The sequence below is a fragment of the Arthrobacter sp. U41 genome, from assembly GCF_007679325.1.
In the GTDB taxonomy this organism is placed as follows: domain Bacteria; phylum Actinomycetota; class Actinomycetes; order Actinomycetales; family Micrococcaceae; genus Arthrobacter.
Genome location: NZ_VEGI01000001.1, coordinates 1,356,262 through 1,381,859, shown reverse-complemented (window position 1 = coordinate 1,381,859; position 25,598 = coordinate 1,356,262). Strand labels below are relative to the sequence as shown.

The 25,598-nt window shown below is 67.6% G+C and carries 22 protein-coding genes; 18 read left to right on the top strand and 4 right to left on the bottom strand.

The features are described 5' to 3' along the window. Positions 1-7: 7 nt before the first annotated feature. The 3 genes from paaD to FS787_RS06350 are packed head-to-tail and all read left to right on the top strand — an operon-like array spanning position 8 to position 2,644. Entirely contained in the window at positions 8-577 is a 570-nt protein-coding gene (paaD, locus tag FS787_RS06360) for a 1,2-phenylacetyl-CoA epoxidase subunit PaaD (protein ID WP_144672012.1), read from the top strand. A 15-nt stretch (positions 578-592) separates the two neighbouring features. After that, complete coding sequence (paaE, locus tag FS787_RS06355) at positions 593-1,825, top strand: 1,2-phenylacetyl-CoA epoxidase subunit PaaE (RefSeq protein ID WP_144671369.1); 1,233 nt, start codon at positions 593-595, stop codon at positions 1,823-1,825. 39 nt (positions 1,826-1,864) lie between these two features. After that, positions 1,865-2,644: an enoyl-CoA hydratase/isomerase family protein gene (locus FS787_RS06350; RefSeq protein ID WP_144671368.1), complete on the top strand. Its 780-nt coding sequence runs from the start codon at positions 1,865-1,867 to the stop codon at positions 2,642-2,644. Positions 2,645-2,653: 9 nt separating this feature from the next. On the opposite strand, the gene FS787_RS06345 is transcribed toward FS787_RS06350, so the two are convergent. Continuing rightward, positions 2,654-3,118: an Lrp/AsnC family transcriptional regulator gene (locus tag FS787_RS06345; RefSeq protein WP_144671367.1), complete on the bottom strand. Its 465-nt coding sequence runs from the start codon at positions 3,116-3,118 to the stop codon at positions 2,654-2,656. Positions 3,119-3,277: 159 nt separating this feature from the next. Here FS787_RS06345 and pdhA point away from each other — a divergent pair, with 159 nt between their 5' ends. From pdhA to FS787_RS06310, 7 genes are all read left to right on the top strand, one after another. After that, the gene (gene pdhA / locus FS787_RS06340; RefSeq protein WP_144671366.1) at positions 3,278-4,453 is read left to right on the top strand and encodes a pyruvate dehydrogenase (acetyl-transferring) E1 component subunit alpha; all 1,176 of its coding nucleotides are present in this window, start codon (positions 3,278-3,280) and stop codon (positions 4,451-4,453) included. Beyond that, positions 4,450-5,562 carry an alpha-ketoacid dehydrogenase subunit beta gene (locus FS787_RS06335; RefSeq protein WP_144671365.1) on the top strand — a complete coding sequence of 371 codons (1,113 nt, stop codon included), beginning with the start codon at positions 4,450-4,452 and terminating at the stop codon, positions 5,560-5,562. Before pdhA ends, FS787_RS06335 begins: the two co-directional genes overlap by 4 nt. 2 nt (positions 5,563-5,564) lie before the next feature. Continuing rightward, positions 5,565-7,154 (top strand): dihydrolipoamide acetyltransferase family protein, encoded by a 1,590-nt coding sequence (locus FS787_RS06330; protein WP_144671364.1) that lies wholly within the window; start codon positions 5,565-5,567, stop codon positions 7,152-7,154. Positions 7,155-7,289: 135 nt separating this feature from the next. Beyond that, the gene (locus FS787_RS06325) at positions 7,290-8,105 is read left to right on the top strand and encodes an MBL fold metallo-hydrolase (protein WP_144671363.1); all 816 of its coding nucleotides are present in this window, start codon (positions 7,290-7,292) and stop codon (positions 8,103-8,105) included. A 236-nt stretch (positions 8,106-8,341) separates the two neighbouring features. Beyond that, on the top strand, positions 8,342-9,664 hold the full coding sequence (locus FS787_RS06320; protein WP_395940317.1) for a MinD/ParA family protein: 1,323 nt from the start codon (positions 8,342-8,344) through the stop codon (positions 9,662-9,664). Between the two features lie 92 nt (positions 9,665-9,756). Continuing rightward, positions 9,757-10,491: a GAF and ANTAR domain-containing protein gene (locus tag FS787_RS06315; protein ID WP_144671361.1), complete on the top strand. Its 735-nt coding sequence runs from the start codon at positions 9,757-9,759 to the stop codon at positions 10,489-10,491. A 37-nt stretch (positions 10,492-10,528) separates the two neighbouring features. After that, a complete protein-coding gene (locus FS787_RS06310; RefSeq protein WP_144671360.1) occupies positions 10,529-11,743 on the top strand; it encodes an MFS transporter in 1,215 nt (404 codons plus the stop codon). On the opposite strand, the gene FS787_RS06305 is transcribed toward FS787_RS06310, so the two are convergent. Together FS787_RS06305 and FS787_RS06300 are read right to left on the bottom strand one after the other, a co-directional pair. Beyond that, entirely contained in the window at positions 11,737-12,945 is a 1,209-nt protein-coding gene (locus FS787_RS06305; RefSeq protein ID WP_144671359.1) for an aminotransferase class I/II-fold pyridoxal phosphate-dependent enzyme, read from the bottom strand. The genes FS787_RS06310 and FS787_RS06305 overlap by 7 nt on opposite strands. A 116-nt stretch (positions 12,946-13,061) precedes the next feature. Beyond that, a complete protein-coding gene (locus tag FS787_RS06300) occupies positions 13,062-14,021 on the bottom strand; it encodes a phosphatase PAP2 family protein (RefSeq protein ID WP_144671358.1) in 960 nt (319 codons plus the stop codon). A gap of 75 nt (positions 14,022-14,096) precedes the next feature. On the opposite strand from FS787_RS06300, the gene FS787_RS06295 reads away from it, so the two are divergent. The 3 genes from FS787_RS06295 (at position 14,097) to FS787_RS06285 (ending at position 18,749) form a co-directional block, all read left to right on the top strand. Continuing rightward, positions 14,097-15,452, top strand: a complete 1,356-nt coding sequence (locus FS787_RS06295) for a glycoside hydrolase family 32 protein (RefSeq protein ID WP_144671357.1) — start codon at positions 14,097-14,099, stop codon at positions 15,450-15,452. 5 nt (positions 15,453-15,457) lie between these two features. Next, positions 15,458-16,516 (top strand): o-succinylbenzoate synthase, encoded by a 1,059-nt coding sequence (locus tag FS787_RS06290; RefSeq protein ID WP_144671356.1) that lies wholly within the window; start codon positions 15,458-15,460, stop codon positions 16,514-16,516. Positions 16,517-16,664: 148 nt separating this feature from the next. Further along, positions 16,665-18,749, top strand: coding sequence for a PhoX family phosphatase (locus FS787_RS06285; RefSeq protein WP_144671355.1), 2,085 nt, complete (start codon positions 16,665-16,667; stop codon positions 18,747-18,749). A gap of 123 nt (positions 18,750-18,872) precedes the next feature. Here FS787_RS06285 and FS787_RS06280 read toward each other — a convergent pair whose 3' ends face one another. Continuing rightward, on the bottom strand, positions 18,873-19,898 hold the full coding sequence (locus tag FS787_RS06280) for a LacI family DNA-binding transcriptional regulator (protein ID WP_144671354.1): 1,026 nt from the start codon (positions 19,896-19,898) through the stop codon (positions 18,873-18,875). Positions 19,899-20,183: 285 nt separating this feature from the next. Between FS787_RS06280 and FS787_RS06275 the strand changes: the two genes are divergently transcribed. From FS787_RS06275 to FS787_RS06255, 5 genes are all read left to right on the top strand, one after another. After that, the gene (locus FS787_RS06275) at positions 20,184-21,203 is read left to right on the top strand and encodes an asparaginase (RefSeq protein WP_186329098.1); all 1,020 of its coding nucleotides are present in this window, start codon (positions 20,184-20,186) and stop codon (positions 21,201-21,203) included. Positions 21,204-21,266: 63 nt separating this feature from the next. Then, positions 21,267-22,154 carry a polysaccharide deacetylase gene (locus FS787_RS06270; RefSeq protein WP_144671353.1) on the top strand — a complete coding sequence of 296 codons (888 nt, stop codon included), beginning with the start codon at positions 21,267-21,269 and terminating at the stop codon, positions 22,152-22,154. After that, entirely contained in the window at positions 22,154-23,548 is a 1,395-nt protein-coding gene (locus FS787_RS06265) for an MFS transporter (protein ID WP_144671352.1), read from the top strand. The genes FS787_RS06270 and FS787_RS06265 overlap by 1 nt, the downstream gene beginning before the upstream one ends. Next, positions 23,545-24,312, top strand: coding sequence for an SDR family NAD(P)-dependent oxidoreductase (locus FS787_RS06260; protein WP_144671351.1), 768 nt, complete (start codon positions 23,545-23,547; stop codon positions 24,310-24,312). The genes FS787_RS06265 and FS787_RS06260 overlap by 4 nt, the downstream gene beginning before the upstream one ends. Positions 24,313-24,331: 19 nt before the next feature. Next, complete coding sequence (locus FS787_RS06255) at positions 24,332-25,054, top strand: SDR family NAD(P)-dependent oxidoreductase (RefSeq protein WP_144671350.1); 723 nt, start codon at positions 24,332-24,334, stop codon at positions 25,052-25,054. The last annotated feature ends 544 nt before the right edge of the window (positions 25,055-25,598 follow it).

Sequence of the window (25,598 nt, the reverse complement as noted above, 5' to 3'; positions counted from 1 at the left end):
CATGGAAATGTACGTCAGCCACCCCACGGCCGCCGAGGGCAGGCCTGCAGAGCAGAAGACTCCCGAGCAGAAGGCCTGGGACCTCGCCGCCACGGTCTGCGACCCGGAAATTCCGGTGCTCACCATCGAGGACCTGGGGATCCTGCGCAACGTCCAGGTGACCAAGGAACCAAACGCGGACGACGGCGGGATGGTCCCCACAGTCAATATCACCATCACGCCCACCTACTCGGGATGCCCGGCCATGGACGCCATCCGTGACGACCTCACGGCGGCCTTCAAGCGCGAAGGCTACCCCAGCGTCAAGGTGGACATGGTCCTTTCCCCGGCCTGGACCACGGACTGGATGAGCGAGGCCGGCAAGGCCAAACTGCAGGAGTACGGCATCGCCCCGCCCTCCGGTCATTCCACGGCCGTGCGGCACGCCGGGCCGGTCCGCCTGTCTCTCGCCGTCAAATGCCCGCAGTGTTCATCGTTGAACACCAAGGAACTCACCCGCTTCGGCTCCACCTCCTGCAAGGCGCTGTACGTCTGCCAGGACTGCAAGGAACCGTTCGACTACTTCAAAGTTTTGTAAGGAACAGGTGCTCCTATGACTGTTGTCCGCCAGACCGCCGCTGAATCGGCTGCAGCCACCGGCCGCCGTCGCGCGTCCTTCCACCCGCTCACGGTCGATGAGGTCCGCCGGCTCACCGACGACGCCATCGAGGTGACCTTCGGCGTTCCGGCTGAGCTGGCCGGCCAGTTCGATTACCTCCCCGGCCAGTACGTCGCCCTGCGCACCACGCTGCCGGATGAATCGGGCGAGCCGAAGGAAATCCGGCGCAGCTACTCGATCTGCGCCGAGCCGCGGAGCTTCGCGGACGGCAGCAGCGAGATCCGCGTCGCGATCAAGAAGGACCTGGGCGGCCTGTTCTCCACCTGGGCGAACGCCGAGCTCAAGGCCGGCGACGTCCTGGACGTTATGAGTCCGATGGGCGCGTTCGTGTCCAAGCACGGCCGGGACGGCAAAGAGCAGAACCTCATGAACTCGATGAACCACCCGGACGAGATGGCAAACGCCCTGGCGGGGGAGCCCGGCTCCTTCGTGGCGATCGCCGCCGGTTCCGGCATCACCCCCGTGATCGCGATTGCCCGCACCTTGCTCGCGGCCCACCCGGACACCCGTTTCGACCTGGTTTATGCCAACAAAGCCGCCATGGACGTCATGTTCCTCGAGGAGCTCGCCGACCTGAAGGACAAGTACCCGTCCCGGCTCGCCCTGCACCACGTCCTGTCCCGTGAACAGCGGATCGCCCCGCTGCTGAGCGGCCGGATCGACGCGGAGAAGCTGCAGGCCCTGCTGGGGACCGCCATCCACGCCGACGACGTCGACGAGTGGTTCCTGTGCGGCCCGTTCGAGCTGGTCCAGCTGTGCCGGGACACCCTGGCCGAGCGCGGCGTCAACCCGGACCACATCCGCTTCGAACTGTTCAGCACCGGCAAGCCGGACCGTCCCGAGGGCAACGCCGGGCGTCCGGTGGTAGTGGACGAGTCCCAGGCCACGTACAAGATCACCTTCAAGCTGGACGGCCTCCAAGGCGAGGTGGCCAGCCCCACGCACGCGCGTGAATCGATCCTTAATGCCGCCCTGCGGGTCCGCCCGGACGTACCGTTCGCGTGTGCCGGCGGTGTCTGCGGAACCTGCCGCGCCAAGGTGGTCACCGGTGCCGTCACGATGGATGAGAACTACGCGCTCGAACAGGAGGAACTGGACAAGGGTTACGTCCTCACCTGCCAGTCCCACCCGACGACGCCGGAAGTCACCGTCGACTTCGACGTCTAAACCGTCCGCCGCGCCGACCCCACTCCAACGAGGAGCCCCATGATTTCCCTCTCCATCAACGACGGCATCGCCGAGATCGTCCTGGACGCCCCCTACAAGCTCAACTCCCTGGACGAGCAGGCGCTCAGGGATTTGTCCCGGGCGTACGACGACGCCGCTGCCGCCGCCTCGCGCGGTGAGGTGCGGGCGCTGCTGCTCAGGGGAGAGGGACGCGCTTTCTGCGCGGGACGGGACATCGCCGGTGTCACCCCGGAAACGGACGACGTCCAGGGCTACCTGGGTGGGCTCCTGCAGCCGCTGCTGAAGAAGATGACGGCCTTCCCCGCCCCCACGTTCGCGGCGGCACAGGGCGCCTGCCTGGGGGTTGGACTGGGCCTGCTGCTTGCCACCGACGTGGTCTACGTGGCGGACAACGCCAAGTTTGGGTCCCCCTTCGCCAACCTGGGTGCCACGCTGGATTCCGGCGGCCACTGGTACTTCACCGAGCGGCTCGGCATGCACCGGACGCTTGACCTGATCTACACGGCCGAGCTGATGAGCGGCGCGGAAGCGGTGGCCCAGGGGATGTTCAGCCGGGCCATGCCGGCTGCCGACCTGCTGGAGAACACCCGCGCGATCGTGGCCAAGGCAGCCACGGGCGCCACGAGCGCGTTCAACGCCAGCAAGGACCTGGTGGCCCACATCCGGGACCAGCGGCTGGGCCTCTGGGAGTCCATGGAAGAGGAGAACGCCGAACAGGCCCGCCTCTGCAAGACCGAGGACTACGCGGAGGGATTCCGCGCGTTCCAGGAGAAGCGCACGCCGGTGTTCAAGGGGTAGACGGCTCCGCTAGCGCGTGTCCAGGTCCTCGAAGACCAGGAACGTCTGCGTGTCCAGCACCCCGGGCATGGATTGCAGCTGGTCGAAGATCACCCGGCGCAGATCGACGTTGTCCACGGCGCGGACCAGCAGGATGACATCGAAGTCACCGCCCACCAGGGCGATGTGGTGCACCTCCGGAATGGCCCGCAGCAGTTCCCGGAGCTCCCGCCAGGAATGCTGCCGCACTTTCAGGGTCACGTAGGCGGAGGATTTCAGCCCGGCTTTGATCGGATCCACCAGCGCCGTGAACTTGGTCAGGACGCCCTCGCCGGTCAGCCGGGAGATGCGCGTGTAGGCATGGGCGCGGGAGATGTGGACATTCTCAGCGACCTGCGTGACGGACATCCGTCCGTCCCTGGTGAGCTCCGCAATGATGTTCCGGTCCACGTCGTCCAGCGGAACCGCCGCCTGCTCCGCCTCGGGCTCTGCCATTTGTCCACAACTCCCACTGGTAATCCAGCTCACACTTACGATTTGTCTTCCAGAATAGGCCAATTTTCTGGACTTCTCCACGATTTTCGCTGGAGCTGGATACGAAACATCGTCCGGCGGCATACTGGGAGCGAATAGTGGCTACAGAAGGACGGACCAATGACGATCTCCGCAGAAGCGCCGGAAGACGCCGCCAGCGAGGCGGTACGCAAGTTCGGCATCACTGTCGAGGACTACATGCTGCCGGCACGGCACCAGATCCAGATGGTGGGACCGGACGGCACGCTGAACCCGCACACCGAGCAGGGCACCCAGCCCGGCCACGAGTACGCCCTCCCCGGCGACGAGGAACTGCTGGCCGCCTACGAGCAGCTGGTGGTCGGACGCCGGGTCAATGACCAGAACTCCGCTCTGGTGCGGCAGGGCCGGATGGCCGTCTACCCGTCCAGCCACGGCCAGGAGGCCTGCCAGGTCGCCGCCGCCCTGTGCCTGTCCGACGGCGACTGGATGTTCCCCACCTACCGCGACTCCGTGGCTGTGATGGCCCGCGGCGTCGATCCCGTCCAGACCATGACGCTGTTCCGCGGCGACTGGCACGGCGGCTACGACCCCGCCAAGCATAAGGTCGGCATCCAGTGCACGCCGCTGACCACCCAGCTGCTGCACGGCGTCGGCGTAGCCCACGCGGCCAAGCTGCGCGGCGAGGACACCGTGGTCCTGGCCATGTGTGGTGACGGCGCCACGAGCGAAGGCGACTTCCACGAGGCACTGAACTTTGCGGCGGTCTTCCACCTGCCGGTGGTGTTCTTCGTGCAGAACAACCAGTACGCGATCTCCGTGCCGCTGGCGCACCAGTCCGTCGCGCCGTCGCTGGCCCACAAGGCTGTGGGCTACGGCATGGCCGGCGAACGCGTGGACGGCAACGACATGGTCGCCCTCCTCGCCGTGCTGGGCCGGGCCGTACGGCTCGCCCGTGAAGGCTCCGGCCCGCTGCTTGTGGAAGCCCACACCTACCGCATGCAGGCCCACACCAATGCCGACGACGCCACCCGGTACCGCCAGGACAGTGAGGTGGCGCAGTGGGTGGCCAAGGATCCGCTGAGCCGGATGGAGACCTACCTGACGGACCGCGGACTGCTCGACGACGAGCGGGCCGCCGGGATCGCCGAGAAGGCGGAAGCCGTCGCCACCCAGCTCCGCGAAGGCCTGAGCGAGGAAGTCCCGGTGGAACCGCAGGATCTCTTCAAGTACGTCTTCTCCACCCCCACGCCCCAGCTAAAGGAACAGTCCGCCTTGCTTGCCGACGAACTCTCCCGGGAAGAGGCCGCAAAATGAGCCCCACCATCACCACCTCGTCCGAGGCGAACGGTAACGTCAGCGCCGCCACAGCGCGCGCAGCCGCGAAGGCTGCGGTTGTGGCCGAACAGACCGGCCCGCAGCCCATCACCCTGGCCAAGGCCCTGAACACCGCCATGGCCGACGCCATGCACGCGGATCCCTCGGTCTTGGTCTTCGGGGAGGACGTCGGCATGCTCGGCGGCGTCTTCCGGATCACCGACGGACTCACCAAGACCTTCGGCAAAGACCGCTGCTTCGACACCCCGCTGGCCGAGTCCGGCATCGTCGGCATGGCCGTCGGCATGGCCATGAACGGCATGCGCCCGGTCATCGAAATGCAGTTCGACGCCTTCGCCTACCCGGCCTTCGAGCAGATCGTCAGCCACGTCGCCAAAATGCACAACCGCACCAAGGGCACCGTCAAACTGCCCATGGTCATCCGGGTCCCCTACGCCGGCGGCATTGGGGGAGTGGAGCACCACTGCGATTCCTCCGAGGCCTACTACGCCCACACCGCCGGGCTCAAGGTGTTCACCCCGGCCACCGTCGCGGACGGCTACCGGATGCTCCGCGAGGCCATCGACTCCGATGACCCCGTGATGTTTATGGAGCCCAAAAAGCTCTACTGGTCCAAGGACCAGGTTGACCTGGACGCGCTCCGCGCCGAACACGCCGAGAACACCGCCCGCGGCACGTCCTCCGAGGGCCGCGCCGCCGTCGCCCGCCCCGGCACCGACGCGACGCTGATCGCCTACGGTCCCTCCGTCCCGACGGCGCTCGCCGCCGCCGCGGCGGCCGCCGAGGAGGGTCGCTCGCTCGAGGTGATCGACGTCCGCTCGATCGTGCCCTTCGACGACGAGACGGTTTGCGCCTCGGTCCGCAAGACCGGCCGCGCCGTGGTCATCGCCGAGGCCCACGGCTTCGCGTCCGTGGCCTCCGAGATCGTCGCGCGGGTCCAGGAACGCTGTTTCCACCACCTGGCCGCGCCGATCCGCCGTGTCACGGGCTTCGACGTCCCGTACCCGGCGCCCAAGCTCGAGCACTACTACCTGCCCGGCGTGGACCGCATCCTCGACGCCGTTGACGACCTCCAGTGGGAAGACTGACCATGAGCGAACCGAAAGTATTCCTCCTCCCGGACCTCGGCGAAGGCCTCACCGAAGCCGAGCTCGTGAACTGGCTCGTGGCCGTGGGTGACGAAATCCGCGTGGACCAGCCGATCGCCGAGGTCGAGACGGCGAAGTCCATGGTCGAAGTGCCCTCCCCGTACGCCGGCACCGTCGCCGTGCTGCACGGCGAGCCCGGGCAGACGCTCGACGTCGGGAAGCCGTTGATCTCTGTGACTCCTGTTGGTGCTGCCTCTGGTGCGGCCCGGGGGGCCGGCGCGGATGATGCCGCCCCCGCCCCTTCGCCGGACAGCATTCGTCCTGCGGACGATGCTGCCGGCTCCGACAGGCCCGATGCCACTCCCGGGGCGGCATCATCCGCGCCGGCCGGGCCCGCTTCTGACTCGCCGGCCGCTGTTGCCGGCTCGCCTGCTGCCGCTGTTGCGGCTGAGGTCTATCGCGAGGAGGAGAAGGCCGGGTCCGGCAACGTGCTGATCGGGTATGGGACTCCTGGCGGGCATGGGGTTGCCCGGCGGACTCGGGCTCCCAAGCGGGCTGGCGGGACTGCCGTGGCTGAGCCGGTGTCCCAGGTGTCTGCTGCTGAGAAGGCTGCGGATGACCTGGTGCTGATGCGGACCCGGGTTCCCGGGAAGCTGGGGGCCGTTATTTCTCCGCTCGTCCGGCGGATGGCGCGGGACCATGGGGTTGATTTGGGGGAACTCCAAGGTTCGGGGGCCAGCGGGCTCATCATGCGGCGCGACGTCGAGGCTGTCATCAGGCCCGCGGTGGGTGAGCGCCAGGCGGCGGCGCCGGCCGAGGCGCCGGTGGCTCCTGCGGCGTCGGCTGCCGGGGACACCGATGCCCGCACCGGGCTGGGCATCACCGGGCGGACCGCCGTCCGCGGCGTGCGGAAGGCCGTGGCGGCGAACATGACGCGCAGCCGTTCTGAGATCCCGGAAGCCACGGTGTGGGTGGATGTTGACGCCACCGCGCTGGTGGACATGCGGGCCGCGCTCAAGAAGGCGGATCCGCACCACACCCCGGGCCTGCTGGCGTTCATCGCGCGGTTCGTTACCGCCGGGCTGAAGAAGTTCCCGGAGCTGAACACCCGGATCGTGACCACCGAGGACACCGCCGGCGGAGCGTCGCAGGAGATTGTGGCATTCGACGGCGTCAACCTCGGCTTCGCGGCCCAGACCGACCGCGGACTGATGGTCCCGTCGGTGCGCAACGCGGACAAACTCAGCGCCCGCGAACTGGACGCCGAGATCCGCCGGCTCACCGCCGTCGTGCGCGACGGCAAGGCGACCCCCGCGGAACTGGGCAGCGGCACGTTTACGCTGAACAACTACGGGGTCTTCGGGGTGGACGGTTCCGCAGCGATCATCAACCACCCCGAGGTGGGAATCCTCGGCGTGGGGCGCATTATCGACAAGCCGTGGGTGGTCAACGGCGAACTGGCCGTACGCAAGGTTACCGAGCTGACCCTCACGTTCGACCACCGTGTGTGCGACGGCGGAACCGCCGGCGGCTTCCTGCGCTACGTGGCCGACGCGATCGAGAACCCGGGGTCGGTGCTCGCGGACCTGTAGCGGGCGCCGACGGCGCGGGCGGATAGACCGCCCGCGCCGTCCGGGTTCCAGCTTCCGGCCAGCTCCGGTGGGTACAATCGAGGGCAGAAACATCGCACCAACGACGCCGGATAAACGCCGGAATACGGAGATTTAATGTCACGATGGCTCGAGGTTGGCCCGGACAACTACGTCCTGACCACCCAAGGTTCCCTGCTCAACACCGGCCTGGTTGTCGGCTCCGAACGCGCGCTGGTGATCGATACCGGCAGCGGACCCCGGCAGGGACGCGAGATCCTGGACGCCGTGCGGGAAAAGACGCAGCTGCCGCTGGTGGTTGTCAACACCCACGCCCACTACGACCACTTCTTCGGCAACGCGGTGTTCGCCGACGCCGGAGTGACCGAGTTCTGGGCGCATGAAAACTGCGCCGCCGAGATTGACGAAAACGGCGACAGCCAGCGCCCCGCCGTCGCGGGCTCTGAGCCGGAAATGGCGGCCGGCGAAGGAGAGAACACCGAACTGGTGGTCCCGAACGCGATCGTGAAAGACCAGCCGGTCCTCGTGGACCTCGGCGGCCAGACCGTCACCTTCTTCTACCTCGGCCACGGACACACCGACGGCGACCTCCTCGTGGGAACGGCCACCACGCTCTACGCAGGGGACCTGGTGGAGCAGGGCTCGCACCCGTCCTTTGAGGATTCCTATCCCGAGGAGTGGGCGGACGTCCTCCGGCACGTCTCCGCCTTGCGCCACCGCTACGAATTCCTGGTTCCGGGCCACGGGGAACCGTGCAGCGACCAGTTCGTGAAGACCATGGCCAACACCATGTCGACGGCGGTGCGGCAGGCCACCCAGGCCACCCGGGAAACCCCGGACGACGCCACCAAGGCCGTCCCGATCCTGCCCTATGGGCCGGAGCAGTCCCGCTGGTTCATCAAGCGCCTGCAGGAGACCCGCGCACACCACTGAGTCCGCCGCGTGGGGGCGCCGGTGATAAGGGTAAGCACCGCTGCCCCTAGAATTGCAGTTTGGACCAAATCAAACGAGCACCGCAGCCGCCTGCGCTGTGAGTCCCAGGGGGGACCAATATGCCCGATCCGGTGGACAACAACACAGCTAACGCTGCCGCAGAGGCAGAACAACCCGAACTCCGGCGCCGGCGTGACCGCCGCCGGGGCGAGGACTCCGACGCCCGGACAGGAACCATGCCGATCACACCCTCCGACGCCGTCAACACCCAGGCGTCGCGCCCGCCGCGCCGCAACTCCTGGGCAGAGGCCGCCGAAGCAGCCGACGAACGAAAGGCCGCCACCGGCGCCGTCCCGCTGATCCGGCAGGTCCCCGCGGCACCGCAGCCCCCGGCCGCCCCGCCGGCGTCGGCCACTCCGGGCTCCGGCCCGGCAGCCGACGTGGACGAGCCGACGTTCGACGAGGAGGCACCCGAGGACTTCGGGACCGAGTCACCCGCCGTCGAGATGGCCGCGCCCCTGTCGCGCCGTTCAGCAGTCCCGGCGGCGCCCGGTAGCGCCCCCGCCGTCCCTGCCCTGCCGGCGCGGGCCACCCGCTCCGCCAGCCGGGCCGCAGCCCTCACCGCCCCGGCCCCCGATTTCATCAGCTCACCCGGTCTCTTCGTCCGCGAGCAGAAGCCCCGGCCCGTCGGAGGCTTCCGGGGAGCCCTCTACTCCCTGACCGGCGGCGGACTGAACCTGGGCCCCAGCGCCCGGCAGCGCGAAGAGGACGAACTGGCGCGGCGCATCTCCCGTCAGCTCCAGGGAAGCTACAACACCGCCGTCCTGAGCCTCAAGGGCGGCATCGGCAAGACCTCCACGACGGTGGGCGTCGGCCTGACCCTGGCGGAGTTCCGCGGCGACCCGCCGTGCGCCATCGACGCGAACCCGGATTCCGGCGACCTCGTCGAGCGGGCCCTCGGCGAGGGCATCTACCAGCAGCAGAGTCCCCGCACCATCACCGACCTGCTCAAGAACATCGAATCCATCGATTCCCTCACCGCCCTGGCCAGGTACATGCACCACGCCGGACGCCTGCACCTGATCGCCGGCGAACAGGATCCCGAGGTCTCCGATTCGCTGACCGCCGAGGAATACCTGCGGATCCGCAAGCTCATCTCCGGCTACTATTCGGTTGCCCTGACCGACTGCGGCACCGGCGTCACGCACAACGCCATGAAGGGCATCCTGCAGTCCGCGGACAACCTGATCATCGCGGCGGGCTACGCGGTCAGCGGCGCCAAACGCGCCCGCAGCACCCTGCACTGGCTGGCCAGCCACGGGTACGAGGAACTCGCCCGGAACGCCGTTGTGGTCATCACGGACAAGGACGAGGTGTCCTCACGCGTGGACAAGGACGCGATCGAGGACCACCTGTCCGGCATCTGCCGTCAGCTGATCGCCGTGCCGCACGACCGCGGCGTGGCCGACGGCGACCTGGTCACCCTCGATGTCCTCCGCCCGGAAACCCGGCGCGCCTACCGCGAGATCGCCGCCGCGATCGTGGACGGCTACGTGTAGGCGCTGGGGTCGCGGGACTAGGGTTGCGGGCAGAACCGGTAACGCCGCGGGGTGAAGTTGTGCCGGGCGGGGGTCCGCCCTACATTTTAGGGATGACCAATAACGCCGGGGACGAAGCCGCCCTGCAACTGCAGGACCTCCTGATGGGAACGGAGAACGTCGAGGACTTCCTCGGCCGCCTCGCTGAGTTCTCCGCGGCCACACTCAGCCACGCCGCCGGCGCCGAGATCGAATGCGGCGTCACGCTGCAGCGCCGGAAAAAAACCATGACCGTGGCGGGGAGCAGCCCCCGCGCCGTCATTCTGGACCGCATCGAACAAAACCTCGGCGACGGCCCGTGCATCGTAGCCCTCCGGACACGATCCGTCGTCCTCCTCGCCGACGTCGACACCGACCCGCGCTGGCCGGAGTACCAGATGCAGCTGGCCGCCCAGGGCGTCCGCAGTACCCTCGGGGTGCCGCTGGAAATCGGCGAGGACGCCATCGCCGCCCTGAACTTCTTCGGCTCCGACACCGGCCTGTTCACCGAGGACATCATTGCCGAGGCCTCCGGCTTCGCCGACCTCGCCGGCCGTTCCCTCCGCCTGGCGGTCCGGATCGGCACCGCGCAGTCCCGCGCCGAGGACCTCCAGGCCGCCATGGAACACCGCACCTCGATCGATCTTGCCTGCGGGGTGGTGATGGCCCAGAACCGCTGCTCCCAGGAGGAAGCCATGGGCATCCTCACCCGGGTGTCCAGCAACCGGAACCAGAAGCTTCGGGACGTGGCGGCGGATGTCCTCAAGAACCTCACTGCTGAGGAAGTCCGCACGCACTTCGACGCCTGACCGTCCCGGCGCGCCGCCCGCCCCTAGGATAAAGGGGATGACCACCACCAGCCACGCCCCCTTCACCCTCCGCAGCATCGCCGTCCCCGCCTTCGGCCCGGCGCTGCTGTTCAGCATCGGCGAGGGCGCCATCCTGCCCGTGGTGGCACTGTCCGCCCGCGGCCTCGGCGCCTCGGTGGCCGTCGCCGCGCTGATCGTCACTCTCATTGGACTCGGCTCCTGGTTTTTCAACCTGCCCGCCTCACTCATCACCCTGAAGTTCGGCGAACGCTGGGCCATGGTGGGAGCCGCGGCTGCGAGCGCCGCAGCCCTCGCCGCCGCGGCGCTGTCCCCGCTGCTGCCCGGCGGGCTCTGGCTGCTCGCGGCGGCCATGGTGGTCGTCGGCATGGCCGCAAGCGTCTTCAGCCTGGCCCGGCAGAAATACCTGACCGAGGCGGTACCGGTGATCGTCAGGGCCCGGGCGCTGTCCACGCTCGGCGGCGTCAATCGGATCGGCATCTTTATCGGACCGTTCATCGGCGCCGCCGTGATGCAGTTCTCCGGAATCAGCGGCGCCTACTGGGTGGGCGTCGTCGCCATGGCCGCGGCCGCCGTCCTGTCGATCACCATCCCGGACTTCGTTGCCAAACCCGCGGCGGACGACGGCGTCCCCGTCCAGCAGGCGACGCTGCGCAGCGTCGCGGTCTCCCACGCCGGGGTCTTCCTGACGGTGGGCATGGGGGTGCTGCTGCTCAGCGCACTGCGTGCGTCCCGGCAGGTGGTCATCCCGCTGTGGGCCGAGCACCTCGGGATGGACGCGACGCAGGCGTCGCTGATCTACGGGCTGTCCGGCGCCATCGACATGCTGGTCTTCTATCCGGCCGGCAAGCTGATGGACCGCAAGGGCCGGCTGTGGGTGGCCATCCCGTCCACCCTCATCATGGGCACGGCCATGCTGCTGATCCCGCTCAGCACCGCCTTCGTGGGCCTGCTGCTCGCGGCGCTCCTGATCGGCTTCGGCAACGGCATCAGTTCAGGCCTGAACATGACGCTGGGAGCCGACTTCTCACCCGACAACGGCAGGGGCCAGTTCCTGGGCATCTGGCGGTTCATGGCGGACGCCGGGGCCACGGGCGGCCCGGTGCTGCTCTCCGCCGTGACCGCCGCGGCTTCGCTCGGAGCCGGAGTGGCCGCCACAGGTGTGCTCGGCTTCGCCGCGGCCGCGGTCTTCGCCGTCACGATCCCTAAGCTCAAGCACCGCCGCAACTACTGACGGAGGGTGCCGCTGGAATGCTGGATCGCCGCGGCGAAGACCGGCAGGGCGCGCTGGATCATGTCTTCCGAGGCGGTGAGCGAGATCCGGAAATAGCCCGGGGTCTCGAACAGGGTCCCCGGCAGCACAAAGACATCCTGGTCCGCGAGGGCGGTGGTGAACTGCTCGTCGTCGGCCGCCGGAGTGCGGACGAAGAGGTAGAACGCCCCCTCCGGCCGGGTGACCTGGTAGCCCATGCCGGTCAGCGCTTCGACCATCAGGTCGCGTTTGCGCTCCAGCTGCCCGACGTCGATCGAGAACTGTTCCAGCCGCGGCAGTGCGTGCTGCAGCAGGGCGTTCGGGTAGATCCAGCCCATCGCCATCTGCAGGGCGGTGAACGCTTCCCGGAGCGGGCCGCGGTCCGGCATGGTGGGCGGCAGGGCCAGGTAGCCGATCCGCTGCCCGGGCGCCAGGTGGGTCTTGCCGTAGGAGTAGGCCAGGAGTGTGTAGGGATAGTATTCGGCGGGGCTGTGGAACCGGGCGTCGTCGTAGACGATCCGGTTGTAGGGTTCGTCGGAGAGCAGGTAGACCCGCCGGCCGTTGCTCCGCGAAGCGCCCTCCAGCATGTCGGCCAGGTCCTTCAGGAGCGCGGGCGGGTAGATCCGGCCGGTCGGGTTGTTGGGCGTGTTGACGATTACCACCCGGGTGCGCGGCGTGATGGCCGCCCCCAGCGCCGCCAGGTCGATGTCGAAGGTCCCGGGGTCGCAGCGGATCTTCACGGGCACCAGCCCGGCCTCAATTGTGAGGGGTTCGTAGAAGAACCAGGGCGGCAGGGTGAAGATGACCTCGTCACCGGGGTCGGCCACGGCTTTCAGCGCCAGCGGAATCGCGGTGAAGCCGCCCGTGGTGAGGTGGATGTCCGCCGGTTCGAAGGGCATCCCCAGCAGCCGCTGCAGGGAGGCCGCCGCCGCGGCCTGCGCCTCCGGCTCGTTCGTCTTGTAGGCAAACCACCGCTCGTTCCGGGGCGTCAGCGCGTCCGCCAGGGCTTCGACATAGGCGGACGGCGGCATCTCGTGGGGATTGCCGAGGGCCAGGTCGCAGATCCCCGGCACGTGCTGGCGCCGGGCGTAGACGGAGTCGCGGAGGAACGTGTTGATTCGCTGCTGCGAGGGTACGGACGCGAGGGTGGTGGCGCGCCGGGAAACCGGAGAATCAGTGCTCATGGCAGGGCCTCGAGACGTGGCAGCTGACCGGGTGGACGGATCGGCCAACGCGCTGCCGACCCAGTGGCTGTGCGGGACTAATTCTGGCCCCCGGCGGGCCGGATGTAAACGGCCGGTCAGCGCCGGGGTGCGTTCCGCCGTCGTGCCGCATGGCCGAACAGCCATACGCCGGCGACCGTGGCGAAGTAGCCCGCCAGAACAATGAGCGAGGTCCCGGCCCAGAAATAGTGCGTGGTGCTGCCTTGGCCGGCCGTCGCACCCTGCAGGGCGAAGGCTGCGACGGCGACCGCCAAGACTCCTGCCAGCAGCGGCATTGCCTGCCACAAGCGGGAGGAGGCCCAGTGCCGTCCGTAGCCGTCCCAGACGTTCCAGCGAGGTCCCGTGCGGATGATCAGCCAGCCTGCCGGGAGCATAAAGACCGCCACCACGAGGAAGGCCGCGACGACGTCGGCGGGCCGGTGCCACTGGTTGATCAGGGTGGACAGGCCGGTGGCGACGGCGAAGCTGCCGCCCAGGAACCCGGCCAGCGGGCGCCAGCGCGGGGAAACCATCAGGAACACCGCGGCCGCGGCCGAAGCGGCGAGGGTGGTGTGGCCGGAGGGCAGCGAGTTCAGTTCCAGGGTTTCGATCCCGCGGTAGGGCCGGACGGGAACGAGGTCTTTCAGGATTTGGGTGGCCACGTTGGCGCCCACACAGGCTGCCACAGCGATCCCCGCCGCCGCCCAGCGCCGCTTCACGACGGTCACAAATAGGACCACCACCGTGGCGAGCAGCAGGGACAGCGCCGGCAGCGAGTCAAGGAGCTTGTTCGCGGCTTTTCCGGCGGTGCCGTGGATTTCGACTGCTTCCACCAGCGCGGATTCGTCAATGAACTGGCCCGTCGTGGTGCGGACAAAGAAGTAGTAGGTCGCGGCCAGCGCGGCGATGCTGACGAGGGTGGCCAACAGGAAGAGGAAGCCGGTGCCCCTGCCTTGCCGGCCGGCGTCGCTTGCAGGCGCCCCCGGGGCGCGCGGGGACGGCGGCTGCGGGTACTCCGACGCCGGCTGCATACTGGTGTGATCCTGCCGAAAGCTCATCCGTAACAGGTTCCCACAGAACTCTGCGAACTTTCTGAGGGCTCCTGCTATCCGTGCGCGGGTAGTGTTTTGGCCATGGACACCGCGGCGCAGCATCCTGACCCGTCCTTTCCCCACTTCCACCCAAGGCCCGCCAAAGGCTGGATCAACGGTCCGAACGGTCTGAGCTATACGGACGGCCGTTTTCATGTGTTCTTCCAGTACAACCCCCATTCGGCACGGCAGCAGCGCATTTGCTGGGGACACTTGAGCTCCCCGGACCTGGTCCGCTGGGACGAGGAACCGGTGGCGCTCCGGCCCCAACCCGGCGGACCTGACGCGCTGGGTTGCTGGTCGGGTGTGGTGGCCCACGACGACGGCGTCCCCACCGCCATGTACTCCGGCGTGGACACCGAGGGAAGCCTCGCGCGCGTGGTCCTGGCAAGGGCGGATGCTGAGCTCCGCTCCTGGACGCAGGAGGGCCACGTCGCGGCGGAGATACCGCCGGACCCGCAGGTCACCGCCGTCCGCGATCCCTTTATCTTCTACTTCCAGAGCCGCCGCTTCGCCCTCCAGGGCGCCGGCCTGTCGTCCGGCCACGCGGCCGTGCTGCTCTACAGTGCCGATGACCTCCGGCAGTGGACATACGAGGGGATCTGGTTCAGCACGGAGGACCACCTCGCCGCCCGGCATTTGCCCGCCGAGATCTGGGAGTGCCCGCAGTTGGTCCGGGTCCCGGATTCGTCCGGCGCGGAAACCTGGCTCCTGATGGCCTCGTTGTGGCTCGCGGCAGACCACAGCCACCCGAACGGCGTCGGCTACCTCCTCGGCTCGCTGGCACCGAACTCCGCCGGGCTGCCGGTGTTCACGCCCGCGGCGGGAGGCAAAGCGGATCTGGGACCGGCGTTCTACGCCCCGCAGATCCTCGCCCTCGAAGACCGGGCGCTGCTCTGGGGCTGGTCCGGTGAGCAGGAGGATCGCGAGGGGCACCCCGGGCGCAGCCCCGAAGAGATCGACGACGCCGGCTGGGCCGGGGTCCTGACGTTCCCCCGCCAGCTCTCGGTCCACGGCGGCGTCCTCGCCGTCGAACCCGCGCCCGAACTTCGGGCCTACCGCGGCGCCCGGCTGCACCGCGGGGCCGCCGGCACCCTGGCGGTGCCGGCTGAAGCGGAGATCCGGGTGAGCGGCGGAGAGGGCACGCTCCGGCTTGTCCTCAACTCCGCGGGGCAGCGGCGAACCGTCTTCGCCGACGCGGTGGCGGGCGGTGACGAGCTCCGGATTTTCCTTGATGCCTCTATCGTGGAGGTGTACCGCCACGGTTCGGTGCCCACTACACTGCGCGCCTACCGGGGCCCCGGCGAGGACTGGCAGCTGGAACTGCCGCAGGGCGCAGCGGCGGACGTCTGGGAACTCCGGCAGCCGGGGCGTACGGAGGGGCCACCGGTACAGTGAATCCCATGCCCACCCACTGGCCCCCGCCGTCGCCGGATGCTCCCGGAAACCATGCCCCGTTGTCCGCCGGATCGCTCCCCGACCTTGACGAGCTCCTCGCCGTCGCGCATGTGGTGAGCCTGCCCATGCGGGTGAAGTTCCGCGGCATCCTCCAACGCGAAGCCCTGCTGCTGGAAGGCCCGCTCGGCTGGGGCGAGTTCTGCCCCTTCCCGGAGTACGGCGACGTGGAGGCCTCCCGATGGCTGGCCGCTGCGGTGGAGGCCGGCTGGCACGGGTTTCCCCAGCCGCTGCGGACCAGCATCCCGGTCAACGCCACGGTCCCCGCCGTCCCCGCGGACAGGGTGCCGGACATCCTGGCCCGCTTCGGCCGGGTGGACGCCGTCAAAATCAAGGTGGCCGAGCCCGGGCAGAGCCTGGATGACGACGCTGCCCGGGTGGCCGCCGTCCGCGCCGCGCTGCCGGACGCCGCCATCCGGGTGGACGCGAACGGCGGCTGGGACGTCCCCACCGCCGTCGGGGCAATAACCCGGCTGTCCGACGTCGGGCTGGAATACGCCGAACAGCCGGTACCGGACATCGCCGGCCTCGCCGAGGTCCGGCGCCGACTGCGGGCTACCGGCGTCCCGGTGCTGATTGCCGCGGACGAAAGCGTGCGCAAGGAGGATGATCCGCTCAAGGTGGCCCGCGCCGGCGCCGCGGACCTGATTGTGGTCAAAGTGGCGCCGCTCGGGGGAGTGCGGCGCGCCCTGGACATCGTGGCGCAGGCAGGGCTTCCCGCCGTCGTCAGCTCGGCGCTGGACACGTCCGTGGGAATCCGCGCGGGGTTGGCGCTCGCCGCCGCGCTGCCTGAACTGCCGTACGCCTGCGGACTGGGGACAGTCTCCCTGCTCGCCGCCGATGTCACCCGGGATTCCCTGGTTCCCGACGACGGCGCCATCCGGCTCCGCGACGTCACCGCCGATCCGGGCTTGCTGGCGGAGTACGCCGCAGCGCCCGAGCGGCGGGGCTGGTGGCTGGACCGCCTGCGCCGCGTCCACGCGGTGTTCGCCGACCCCGCCCGCTGAGACGCTCCCTCACGTCCGGCGTGCCGGAGTGCAATGCGCCCTCATTTCTGGCTGGGAGTTCACCCGGATTTCATCCGGAAGACTCCTTCGCGTAGGCCCCGGCTGGAACGGTGGGGAGGCCCGCAACCACCCCGTGGAAGGTCTCTCCATGTCTGTCTCCTCCGGACGCAAGTTCTCCCTGCTCCCCATGCTCGGCCACACCAAAGGCAAGCGGAGCCCCGTCACCTGCGCACTCAAGTGCGATAACGCCTGCTCGGGCGAGGTCTGCAACACCAGCTCGAACAGCTACTTCCGGGACATCGCCTCGGCCACAATGTCCCGCCGCGCGGCCCTGGGCTTCGGCGCTGCCGGGGCGCTTGCCGTCGCGTTCGGCGGGGCCGTGACCTCAGCGGAGTCGGCAGTGGCCGACGGCGGCACCGGCCTTTCCGCGGCAGCCAAGAACGGCTATGGCGCGTCCAAGCTCCGGTTCACCGCCATCGCCCCGGTGGACGCCGCCGTCGACGCCTTCACTGTTCCGGAGGGCTTCACCTGGCAGCCCGTGATCCGCTGGGGCGACCCCATCTTCAACGATGCCCCGGACTTCGACCTCGGCAACCAGAGCGCTGCCGCGCAGGCCCGGCAGTTCGGCTACAACAACGATTACACCGACATCCTCGAAATCCCGGGCAGCAAGAGCCGGCGCGCGGTGCTGTTCGCCAACCACGAATACACCAACGAGACCATCATGTTCCCCGCCTCGCTGCCCGCCGCGGACGTCCGGGCGATCGGCGCCGCGGCCCACGGGCTTTCCGTGGTGGAGCTGGAACGCAAGAACAAGAACAAGCCGTGGAGCTATGTCAAGGGTGCCAAGCTCAACCGCCGCTACCTGAACAACACGGCCTATGAACTCACCGGCCCGGTGGCAGGCTCCCCGCTGGTCCGCACGAAGGCCGACCCGGCCGGCCGCACCATCCTCGGTACGCTGGGCAACTGCGCCGGCGGCACCACCCCCTGGGGGACCATCCTCTCCGGTGAGGAAAACTTCAACGGGTACTTCGTCGCGCCAGGCACCTCGGCTGAGGACAAGCGTTACGGGCTCACCAACAAGCCCACGGCGCGCCAGTGGGAACTCGACGATCCGCGGTTTGATACCCGCACCGCCGGCTACGAAAATGAGGCCAACCGCTTCGGCTGGATCGTGGAAGTCGATCCCTTTGATCCCACCTCGACGCCGAAGAAGCACTCCTCGCTGGGCCGTTTCAAGCACGAGGGCGCCAATGTGATCGTGGCCGAATCCGGGCATGTGGTGGCCTATTCGGGCGACGACGAGCGCTTTGACTACCTCTACAAGTTCGTCTCGAAGGACAAGTACCGCGAAGGCGACCGCAAGCACAACATGACGCTGCTCTCTGCCGGGGACCTGTACGTTGCCCGGTTCACCGGCAACTCCCCGGCGTCCGAGATCACCGGCACCGGCACGGTCCCGGCCGACGGCGGCTTCGACGGCACCGGCGAATGGCTGCCGCTGGTGGTCGGCGGGGTCTCGAAGGTGACCGGGATGTCCGTTGAGGAAGTGCTGGTGTACACCCGCGTGGCCGCCGACAAGGTGGGCCCCACCAAGATGGACCGTTGCGAGGACGTGGAACCCAACCTGCACACCGGCAAGGTCTACGTCGCCTGCACCAACAACTCGGACCGCGGCAAGGCCGGCAAGGAAGGGGCCAACGAGGTAAACCCCCGCAACGCCAACCGTGACGGCCACGTCGTGGAAATCACCGAGACCGGCGACCAGACCTCCACGGCGTTCACCTGGAACCTGCTGATGGTCTGCGGCGATCCCGCGCAGGGCGATGTCACTTACTTCTCCGGCTACCCGGTGGACAAGGTCTCGCCGATTTCCTGCCCGGACAACCTCGCGTTCGACTCGGTCGGCAACCTCTGGATCTCCACCGACGGCGCCCCGTCCGGGATCGGCAAGGCCGATGGGCTGTTCAAGGTCACCCTCGACGGCGCCGAACGGGGACGCGTCGAACAGTTCCTCGCCGTCCCGCGCGACGGGGAGACCTGCGGGCCCATCATCCACGACCAGGAACGCACCGTGTTCGTCTCCGTGCAGCACCCCGGCGAGGACGGCACGTTCGATGCGCAGCTGTCCTTCTTCCCGGACTACGTTCCGGCCGGGACGACGCCGGCCCGGGGCCAGGCGCGCGCCCCGCGCCCCTCGGTGGTCCAGGTCTTCCGCACCGACGACTAACCCCCGCCCACTCCAAAACAACGCGGGGTCAGACCCGGCTCATATTGGGACCCTTTATGGGCGTTATATGACCCCGCGTTGCTTCCTTGGCCGCCGCGCCGGGGCGTGCCATCTCGTGTTGCCTCAGGCGCTGCTTTCCCGCACGCAGAGGCTCGGTTCCAGCCTGACCGGCTCAACCATTTTGCCGTCCAGTACCCGTTTCAGGAGTTGCACCGCAGTCCGCCCGATGTCCAGCATGGGCGAGCGGACCGAGGACAGCGGAATGGGAAGCTCCGCGGCAAGTGACGTGTCATTGAAACCAACCACCGCCACGTCGACTCCGACAGTAAGGCCATGGGACCTCAACGCTCCCATGGCACCGATCGCCGCAAAGTCATTGACGGCGAAAAGTGCCGTCGGTTGGGGGTGGCAGTGAGTCAGGATATCTTCGGCCGCTTCGCGCCCGCCCGCGGTGTCGAATCGAGACCAGACCACGGCCTTCGGGGGGACTTTTCCGCCCAACGAACGCCAGCGGTCCACAAAGCCGTCCGTCCGGTCGATGGCGGTGCTGGCGTAGGGCTCGCCGGCGATCACAGCAACGTTCCGATGCCCCTTGCTCCACAGGTGGTCGGCGACAAGTTCGCCGCCCAGGACGTCGTCGCAGGTGGCGGAGGGGTAGCCCGGTACGCGGCGGTTCACGAGCACAAAAGGGACCTTCCGGGCCGTCAACTCCTGCAGCAGGCCACCGTCCAGGTGTGCGTCGCCAATGATCAGCCCATCGACACGCCGGGCCAGCATGGTGTCCGTCCTCCTCCGTTGTTCCTCGGGGTCGTCGCGGGAGTTCATGACGAAGGTGGAATAGCCGAGCGCCGCCGCGGCCTCGTCAATGCCCTCGTACATGGTGGCCAGGACGAGATCCGAAAGCCGGGGCACGATCACTCCCATGAGGCGGGTGCGCCGCGTCCGCAGGCCGGCGGCCTGGGGGTCGGGGGAGTAGCCCCGTTTCCGCGCCAGTTCCCGGACGCGTTCGGCCGTCGCTACGGAGGCCGCCCCGCGCGCCACTTCTGCGTCCGAGTGAAGGATTCTGGAAACAGTCGATGGGTGGATGCCGAGTTCGTCCGCCAGATCCTTCAGCGTGACCGTGCGGTCCCCGGCCGTGGTTCCTTCCATTAGTTCCCTGCCTCAGTTCAAAGTGATATCGCCACCAAGCCTGCCCGATAACGTGCGATTCACTGGTCCGGGAACCCCTTGACGTGCTGCACGTCACATTCTATAGTCAGTTCACCGCCTTACACAATCGATTGGGTAACCGGGATGCGGCACCTAACGGCGAAATGGTTACACCCTCGAAACATCCCCAGACGCCTGCAGGAAATGTCGCAACAATAACTTTTACCCCACGACCCAATCGATTGGGTAGGCGTCTACAGCAGATGCAGGACAAATGGAGTGGAAATGACCCTCACTGAATTGGCTGGCCCCTATGTGGTGCTCTTGGCGACGGGCGGAACTATTTCCTCCCGTGCGTCGGAGACCGGGGGTGCCGCGGTGGCGTCGGACTCGGGAAAGGAGGTGTTAGCCAGCCTGGGAGTGCCAGCTTCGTATCCGGTCCGGGTCGGTGACGTCTTCCGGAAGGGTTCGTACCTGCTGACGGTCGATGACATGATCGCGATCTGCGCCAGCATCAGGCACGCCCTGGCGGACCCGCAGGTTTTGGGGGTCGTGGTCACACACGGGACGGACACGATGGAGGAGACCGCCTATCTAGTTGATCTCACCCACGATGATCCTCGTCCGGTGGTGTTCACCGGAGCGCAGGAGGCGGCCGATTCCCCGACGCCTGACGGTCCCGGCAATCTGTCTCGGGCGATCGCCGTTGCGGGTTCCCCGCACGCCCGGGGAAAGGGTGTGCTGCTGGCGTTTGCCGGGAGCATCTTCCCGGCGGCTGGTGTTCGAAAGAGCCACACGACCCGTCACGATGCGTTTGCCAACCCGGATTTTGGGACGGCCGGGTCCGTGTCGGGCTCCGGCGAGGTCAGTGTGCATGCAGCACGGCACGGTCTTGCGCCGTTGCCATTGCCAGGCGTCGGCGCCGGTTCGCCGCGAGTGGACCTTATAGCTGCTTATCCCGGCGCGGATTCCGTGCTCCTGCGGGCTGCCCTGCAGGCCGGGGCGGCAGGCGTGGTGCTCCAGGGAACTGGAACGGGCAACGCCAACCGCGTGCTGTGCCGGGACGTTGCCGAGGCAACCGCTGCCGGCGTTGTGGTGGTGACCAGCACGCGGGTGGAAGCCGGCGCAGTGGTTCCCCGATACGGCGACGGCGGCGGTGCCGACTTACGGGCGGCGGGTGCCATACCCTCCGGACTGCTCAGGCCATCCCAGTCGCTGGTCCTTCTCAGCCTGCTGCTCAGACTTGATACCCCTCCGGCCCGCATTGCGGAATCCTTCGCGCGCCGGGGCACGCTCCCGGACTAGTTCCAGCCCAAACCAGAACCGCACCAACAAAACCTCAACAAAACGCAATGAAAGGTTGATCTCATGACTAAGGACATCCAAGTCGCATTCGGCGTGGACGTGGACGCCGTGGCTGGAATGCTCGGCTCCTATGGGGGCGAGGATTCCCCGTGCGATATCTCCCGCGGCCTGTTCAGCGGCGAGGTGGGCGGCCCCCGTCTCATCCGTCTCTTCGAGAAGTACGGCCTGCCCGCCACGTGGTTCGTGCCCGGCCACTCGATAGAGACTTTTCCGGACCTGACTCGGATGATCGTGGACGCGGGGCACGAAATCGGCGTCCACGGCTACTCGCATGAAAACCCCATCGCCATGACCCGCGAGCAGGAGACGGCCATCCTGGACCGGTCGATCGAACTCATCGAAAAGGTTTCCGGACGTCGCCCCACCGGTTATGTCGCTCCCTGGTGGGAATTTTCCCCGGTCACCAACGAGATCCTCCTCGAGCGCGGGATCAAGTACGACCACTCCCTGATGCATCGCGATTTCGAGCCCTACTACGTGCGTGTCGGTGACAGCTGGAAGAAGATCGACTACACCAAGGCCGCCGAGACCTGGATGGAGCCGCTCGTCCGCGGCAAGGAGACCGACCTCGTCGAGATCCCGGCCAACTGGTACCTGGACGACCTTCCTCCCATGATGTTCATCAAGGCGGCACCGAACTCCCACGGCTTCGTTAGCCCCCGGGACATCGAACAAATGTGGCGCGACCAGTTCGACTGGGTATACCGCGAAATGGACCAGGCCGTCTTCACCATGACGATCCACCCGGATGTCTCGGGCCGGCCCCAGGTCTTGCTCATGCTTGAACGCCTCATCGAACACATCAACTCCCACGAAGGCGTCAGCTGGCTCACGTTCGACCAGATCGCGGACTCATTCCTCGCACGCAGCCCCCGAAAGGAAAACCAGTAATGACCACCCAGCAACCCGGCGTCGACCTGACGCAGCCCGCCCCCGATGAGAAACGCCGTTTCCCGGTATTCTCCAAGCACCACACGACCACCGCCACCGTGCTTGCCCTGCTGGCCTGGACCGTCGCCGTGTTCGACTTCGGGCTTTTCGGCACCCTCCTGCCGGCCATGCAGGAAGAGTTTGGTTGGACCGAATCCGAAGCCTATGCGATCACTACCTGGATCGCCGTCGGCACCGCGATCGTCTGCTTCGGAATCGGCCCGGTCATTGACCGGCTCGGCCGCCGCAAGGGCATGATAACCACCGTCGGCGGAACCGCCATCGTCTCCGCCCTGACGGCCCTGATCCCGACCGGGATCCCGTTCCTCAGCAACGGCCTGCTGGTGCTGGTGCGTTCCTTCGGCGGTCTCGGCTTCTCTGAGCAGGCCGTCAACGCGACCTACATGAACGAGGTCTACCAGGTCACCGAAGTCGCCGATAAGCGCAAGCGCCCCGGCTTCCACTACTCCTTCATCCAGGGCGGCTGGCCGCTGGGCTTCCTGCTCGCCAGTGCCCTTGCCCTCGTTTTCCTTCCGTCCCTCGGCTGGCGCGCCCTCTATCTCATGGCTACTGTTCCGGCCGTGATCATCGTGTGGGCCATTGCCAAGAAGCTCAAGGAGACGCCGCAGTTCGAGCTGCACCACAAGCTGACCGAACTTGAGAAGAGCGGCAAGACCGAGGACGCCCACTCGCTGGCCCGCGCCTACGGCGTCGAACACTCTTCCGCTGCCCCGCTCAAGCGCATCTGGGAGCCGCACCTGCGCCGGAACACGATCGTGTTCTCGCTGGCCTGGATCTTCAACTTCTTCGGCATCCTGATCTTCAGCATTCTCGGCAGCTCCGTCCTGAAGAACGCCAAAGGTGTGGAACTCTCTGACGCCTTCTGGATGCTGATCGTCATCAACGGGCTGGCGTACTTCGGCTACGTTTTCCACGGGTGGCTCGGTGACAAGATCGGCCGGAAGCGGACGATCATCGGCGGCTGGATTCTCTCCGGCATTTCGTTCACCATCATGCTCAGCCCCTTCGCCACGAGCCCCGTCATGATCGTCGTGACCTACGGTGCCGGACTGTTCTTCCTGGTCGGACCCTACGCCGCGATTCAGTACTTCATGGCAGAGTGCTACCCCGTGAGCTGCCGAGCCACGGGCACCGCCTTCATCGGCGCGATGAGCCAGCCCGGCACCATTATCGGCGGTGCACTGTTCACGGCAGCGGCAGCGAGCGCGGGAACCGGCGCTGCAGCCCTCTGGGTCGGCGCCGCCGGAACGCTGTTCTCCGGCCTCCTGATGATCGCCGCCAAGCCGCCCGCCGAAGCCCTGCTCGAGGACCACCCGCACGAGGTCGAAGCATGACGCCGGAAACAAGGGTGGCCGTGATCACCGGAGCGGCCAGTGGCATTGGACGGGCCCTCGCGGTCCACTACGCCCACCGGGGCGTACATTCGGTGATCGGCACCTTTCCCGGTGACCCGCATGACCCGGAAGAGACCCTCCGCCTGGTGACGGACGCAGGCGGCCAGGGGGTTGTCCACGAAGTCGATGTCCGCAGCACACCGTCGGTTGATGCATTCGCCGAACGCGCCCTGGCGGAGTACGGCCGTCTGGACTATGCGGTGGCCAACGCAGGAATCCTGCGCAATTCGCCCTTGGGCGAGATGACCGATGAGCGCTGGGAGGACATGCTCGACGTCGACCTCACCGGCGTACTGCGGACCCTGCGCGCCGGGTCCGCGCGGATGACCGGCGGCGGGGCGATGGTTGCAGTGTCCTCAATTGCCGGAGGAGTCTACGGGTGGGAGGAGCATGCCCACTACGCGGCCGCCAAGGCCGGCGTGCTCGGGTTGATCCGCAGCGTAGCCGCCGAGCTGGGACCGCGCGGTATCCGCGCCAACGCCGTGATACCCGGACTCATCGAGACGCCCCAGTCCCTGGACCCGGTGAACTCGCTCGGTCCTGACGGCCTGCAACGCGCCGGGCTGGAAATCCCCTGGGGCCGGGTCGGGCGGCCCGAGGAGGTCGCCAGCGTGATCGGCTTCCTGACCTCCGAGGACGCCTCCTACGTCACCGGCCAGTCCCTGATAGTCGACGGCGGTCTCACCATCAAGATGCGCGCCTGAAAGCCCTGGAAGGACAAGAATGAACAATTCAGAAGCCTCTCGGTCCACAGAGGGCCGGGGCGTAGTAGTCACGGGGGGAGCCAGCGGCATAGGCAGGGCCATCGCCGAAGCCTTCACCGCCAACGGCGACAGAGTGGCTGTCCTGGACCGGTCGGGCGCGGCGGGAACAATCGCCGTCGACGTCTCCGACGAAGCGAGTGTGAGGGGCGCCTTCGCCGCCGCACGCGCCCAGCTCGGGAGCATCGATATTCTCGTAAACAGCGCGGGCCTGCTGACCGAATCTCGGCTGGAAGACATGACCCTGGCCATGTGGAACGAGACGGTTTCGGTTGACCTGACAGGTGTCTTCCTGTGCTGCCGGGAGGTGGTGGGGGAGATGCGGCGGCAGAAGTGGGGCCGCATCATAAACATCGCTTCCCAGTTGGCCATCAAAGGTGGAACCGGGCTCAGCCACTACAGTGCTGCCAAAGCCGGAGTCGTCGGACTCACAAAGGCTCTGGCCCTGGAAACCGCAGGCGACAACGTGTTGGTCAACAGCATTGCCCCGGGGCCTATCGAGACGCCCTTGGTTGAAGGAATTTCCGAGGACTGGAAAGCGGCGAAGCGTGCCGGACTGCCGCTGCTGCGCTTCGGCCTTCCGGCCGAAGTGGCACCGACGGCGCTGCTTCTCGCCAGCGATCCGGGAGGCAACCTGTACGTCGGCCAGACGCTGGGGCCAAATTCCGGCGACGTCATGCCCTAGGAAAGGACGCCTCACATGTGTGGTGCGTGCGGACGAAATGTTGTGAGCGACCAAATACTGGGGCCGAACCGAACGATGCGGCAGCACCTCATTGTCGCCCAGACGATCAATAGCGTCTGCCAAAAGTGGCCCGGCGGCCCGAAAGTGGCCGCCACGAGCGACGGCTGGATGGTTTCGGGGCCGACGGGAGCCACAGTGGCCGTAGCTACAGTGGAGGCTCTGTGGTCCGCTGTTCTCCCAAGCAACCCGGGTACGCGGTCCCCCGATCCGCATGATTTCGCGCACGAGCCCGGTGCTGCGGAAAATGCTGGCGCCGCGGCGCCCATCGGGGATGTGGATGAGCCGGTCCTGGCGGCATGGGACTTGCATCCGGAGGACTTGTCTCTGCGGGTTTTGGCTCTTGGCTACCAGATGGCGCGCACCGCGAACATGGTCACTTCACCGCAACGCGGGGTCAGACCCGGCCCATGTTGGGGCCCTTGACGGGCGTTAACTGCCCCGCGTTACTTGTGGGGTGAGGGAGCGCCGGGGTGCGGGGGAACTG

What these genes read in the sequence shown, in the direction of transcription:
- paaD (WP_144672012.1), top strand. Translation starts at nt 8, where the DNA reads ATGTACGTCAGCCACCCCACGGCCGCCGAGGGCAGGCCTGCAGAGCAG.
- paaE (WP_144671369.1), top strand. Translation starts at nt 593, where the DNA reads ATGACTGTTGTCCGCCAGACCGCCGCTGAATCGGCTGCAGCCACCGGC.
- FS787_RS06350 (WP_144671368.1), top strand. Translation starts at nt 1,865, where the DNA reads ATGATTTCCCTCTCCATCAACGACGGCATCGCCGAGATCGTCCTGGAC.
- FS787_RS06345 (WP_144671367.1), bottom strand. Translation starts at nt 3,118, where the DNA reads ATGGCAGAGCCCGAGGCGGAGCAGGCGGCGGTTCCGCTGGACGACGTG.
- pdhA (WP_144671366.1), top strand. Translation starts at nt 3,278, where the DNA reads ATGACGATCTCCGCAGAAGCGCCGGAAGACGCCGCCAGCGAGGCGGTA.
- FS787_RS06335 (WP_144671365.1), top strand. Translation starts at nt 4,450, where the DNA reads ATGAGCCCCACCATCACCACCTCGTCCGAGGCGAACGGTAACGTCAGC.
- FS787_RS06330 (WP_144671364.1), top strand. Translation starts at nt 5,565, where the DNA reads ATGAGCGAACCGAAAGTATTCCTCCTCCCGGACCTCGGCGAAGGCCTC.
- FS787_RS06325 (WP_144671363.1), top strand. Translation starts at nt 7,290, where the DNA reads ATGTCACGATGGCTCGAGGTTGGCCCGGACAACTACGTCCTGACCACC.
- FS787_RS06320 (WP_395940317.1), top strand. Translation starts at nt 8,342, where the DNA reads ATGCCGATCACACCCTCCGACGCCGTCAACACCCAGGCGTCGCGCCCG.
- FS787_RS06315 (WP_144671361.1), top strand. Translation starts at nt 9,757, where the DNA reads ATGACCAATAACGCCGGGGACGAAGCCGCCCTGCAACTGCAGGACCTC.
- FS787_RS06310 (WP_144671360.1), top strand. Translation starts at nt 10,529, where the DNA reads ATGACCACCACCAGCCACGCCCCCTTCACCCTCCGCAGCATCGCCGTC.
- FS787_RS06305 (WP_144671359.1), bottom strand. Translation starts at nt 12,945, where the DNA reads ATGAGCACTGATTCTCCGGTTTCCCGGCGCGCCACCACCCTCGCGTCC.
- FS787_RS06300 (WP_144671358.1), bottom strand. Translation starts at nt 14,021, where the DNA reads ATGAGCTTTCGGCAGGATCACACCAGTATGCAGCCGGCGTCGGAGTAC.
- FS787_RS06295 (WP_144671357.1), top strand. Translation starts at nt 14,097, where the DNA reads ATGGACACCGCGGCGCAGCATCCTGACCCGTCCTTTCCCCACTTCCAC.
- FS787_RS06290 (WP_144671356.1), top strand. Translation starts at nt 15,458, where the DNA reads ATGCCCACCCACTGGCCCCCGCCGTCGCCGGATGCTCCCGGAAACCAT.
- FS787_RS06285 (WP_144671355.1), top strand. Translation starts at nt 16,665, where the DNA reads ATGTCTGTCTCCTCCGGACGCAAGTTCTCCCTGCTCCCCATGCTCGGC.
- FS787_RS06280 (WP_144671354.1), bottom strand. Translation starts at nt 19,898, where the DNA reads ATGGAAGGAACCACGGCCGGGGACCGCACGGTCACGCTGAAGGATCTG.
- FS787_RS06275 (WP_186329098.1), top strand. Translation starts at nt 20,184, where the DNA reads ATGACCCTCACTGAATTGGCTGGCCCCTATGTGGTGCTCTTGGCGACG.
- FS787_RS06270 (WP_144671353.1), top strand. Translation starts at nt 21,267, where the DNA reads ATGACTAAGGACATCCAAGTCGCATTCGGCGTGGACGTGGACGCCGTG.
- FS787_RS06265 (WP_144671352.1), top strand. Translation starts at nt 22,154, where the DNA reads ATGACCACCCAGCAACCCGGCGTCGACCTGACGCAGCCCGCCCCCGAT.
- FS787_RS06260 (WP_144671351.1), top strand. Translation starts at nt 23,545, where the DNA reads ATGACGCCGGAAACAAGGGTGGCCGTGATCACCGGAGCGGCCAGTGGC.
- FS787_RS06255 (WP_144671350.1), top strand. Translation starts at nt 24,332, where the DNA reads ATGAACAATTCAGAAGCCTCTCGGTCCACAGAGGGCCGGGGCGTAGTA.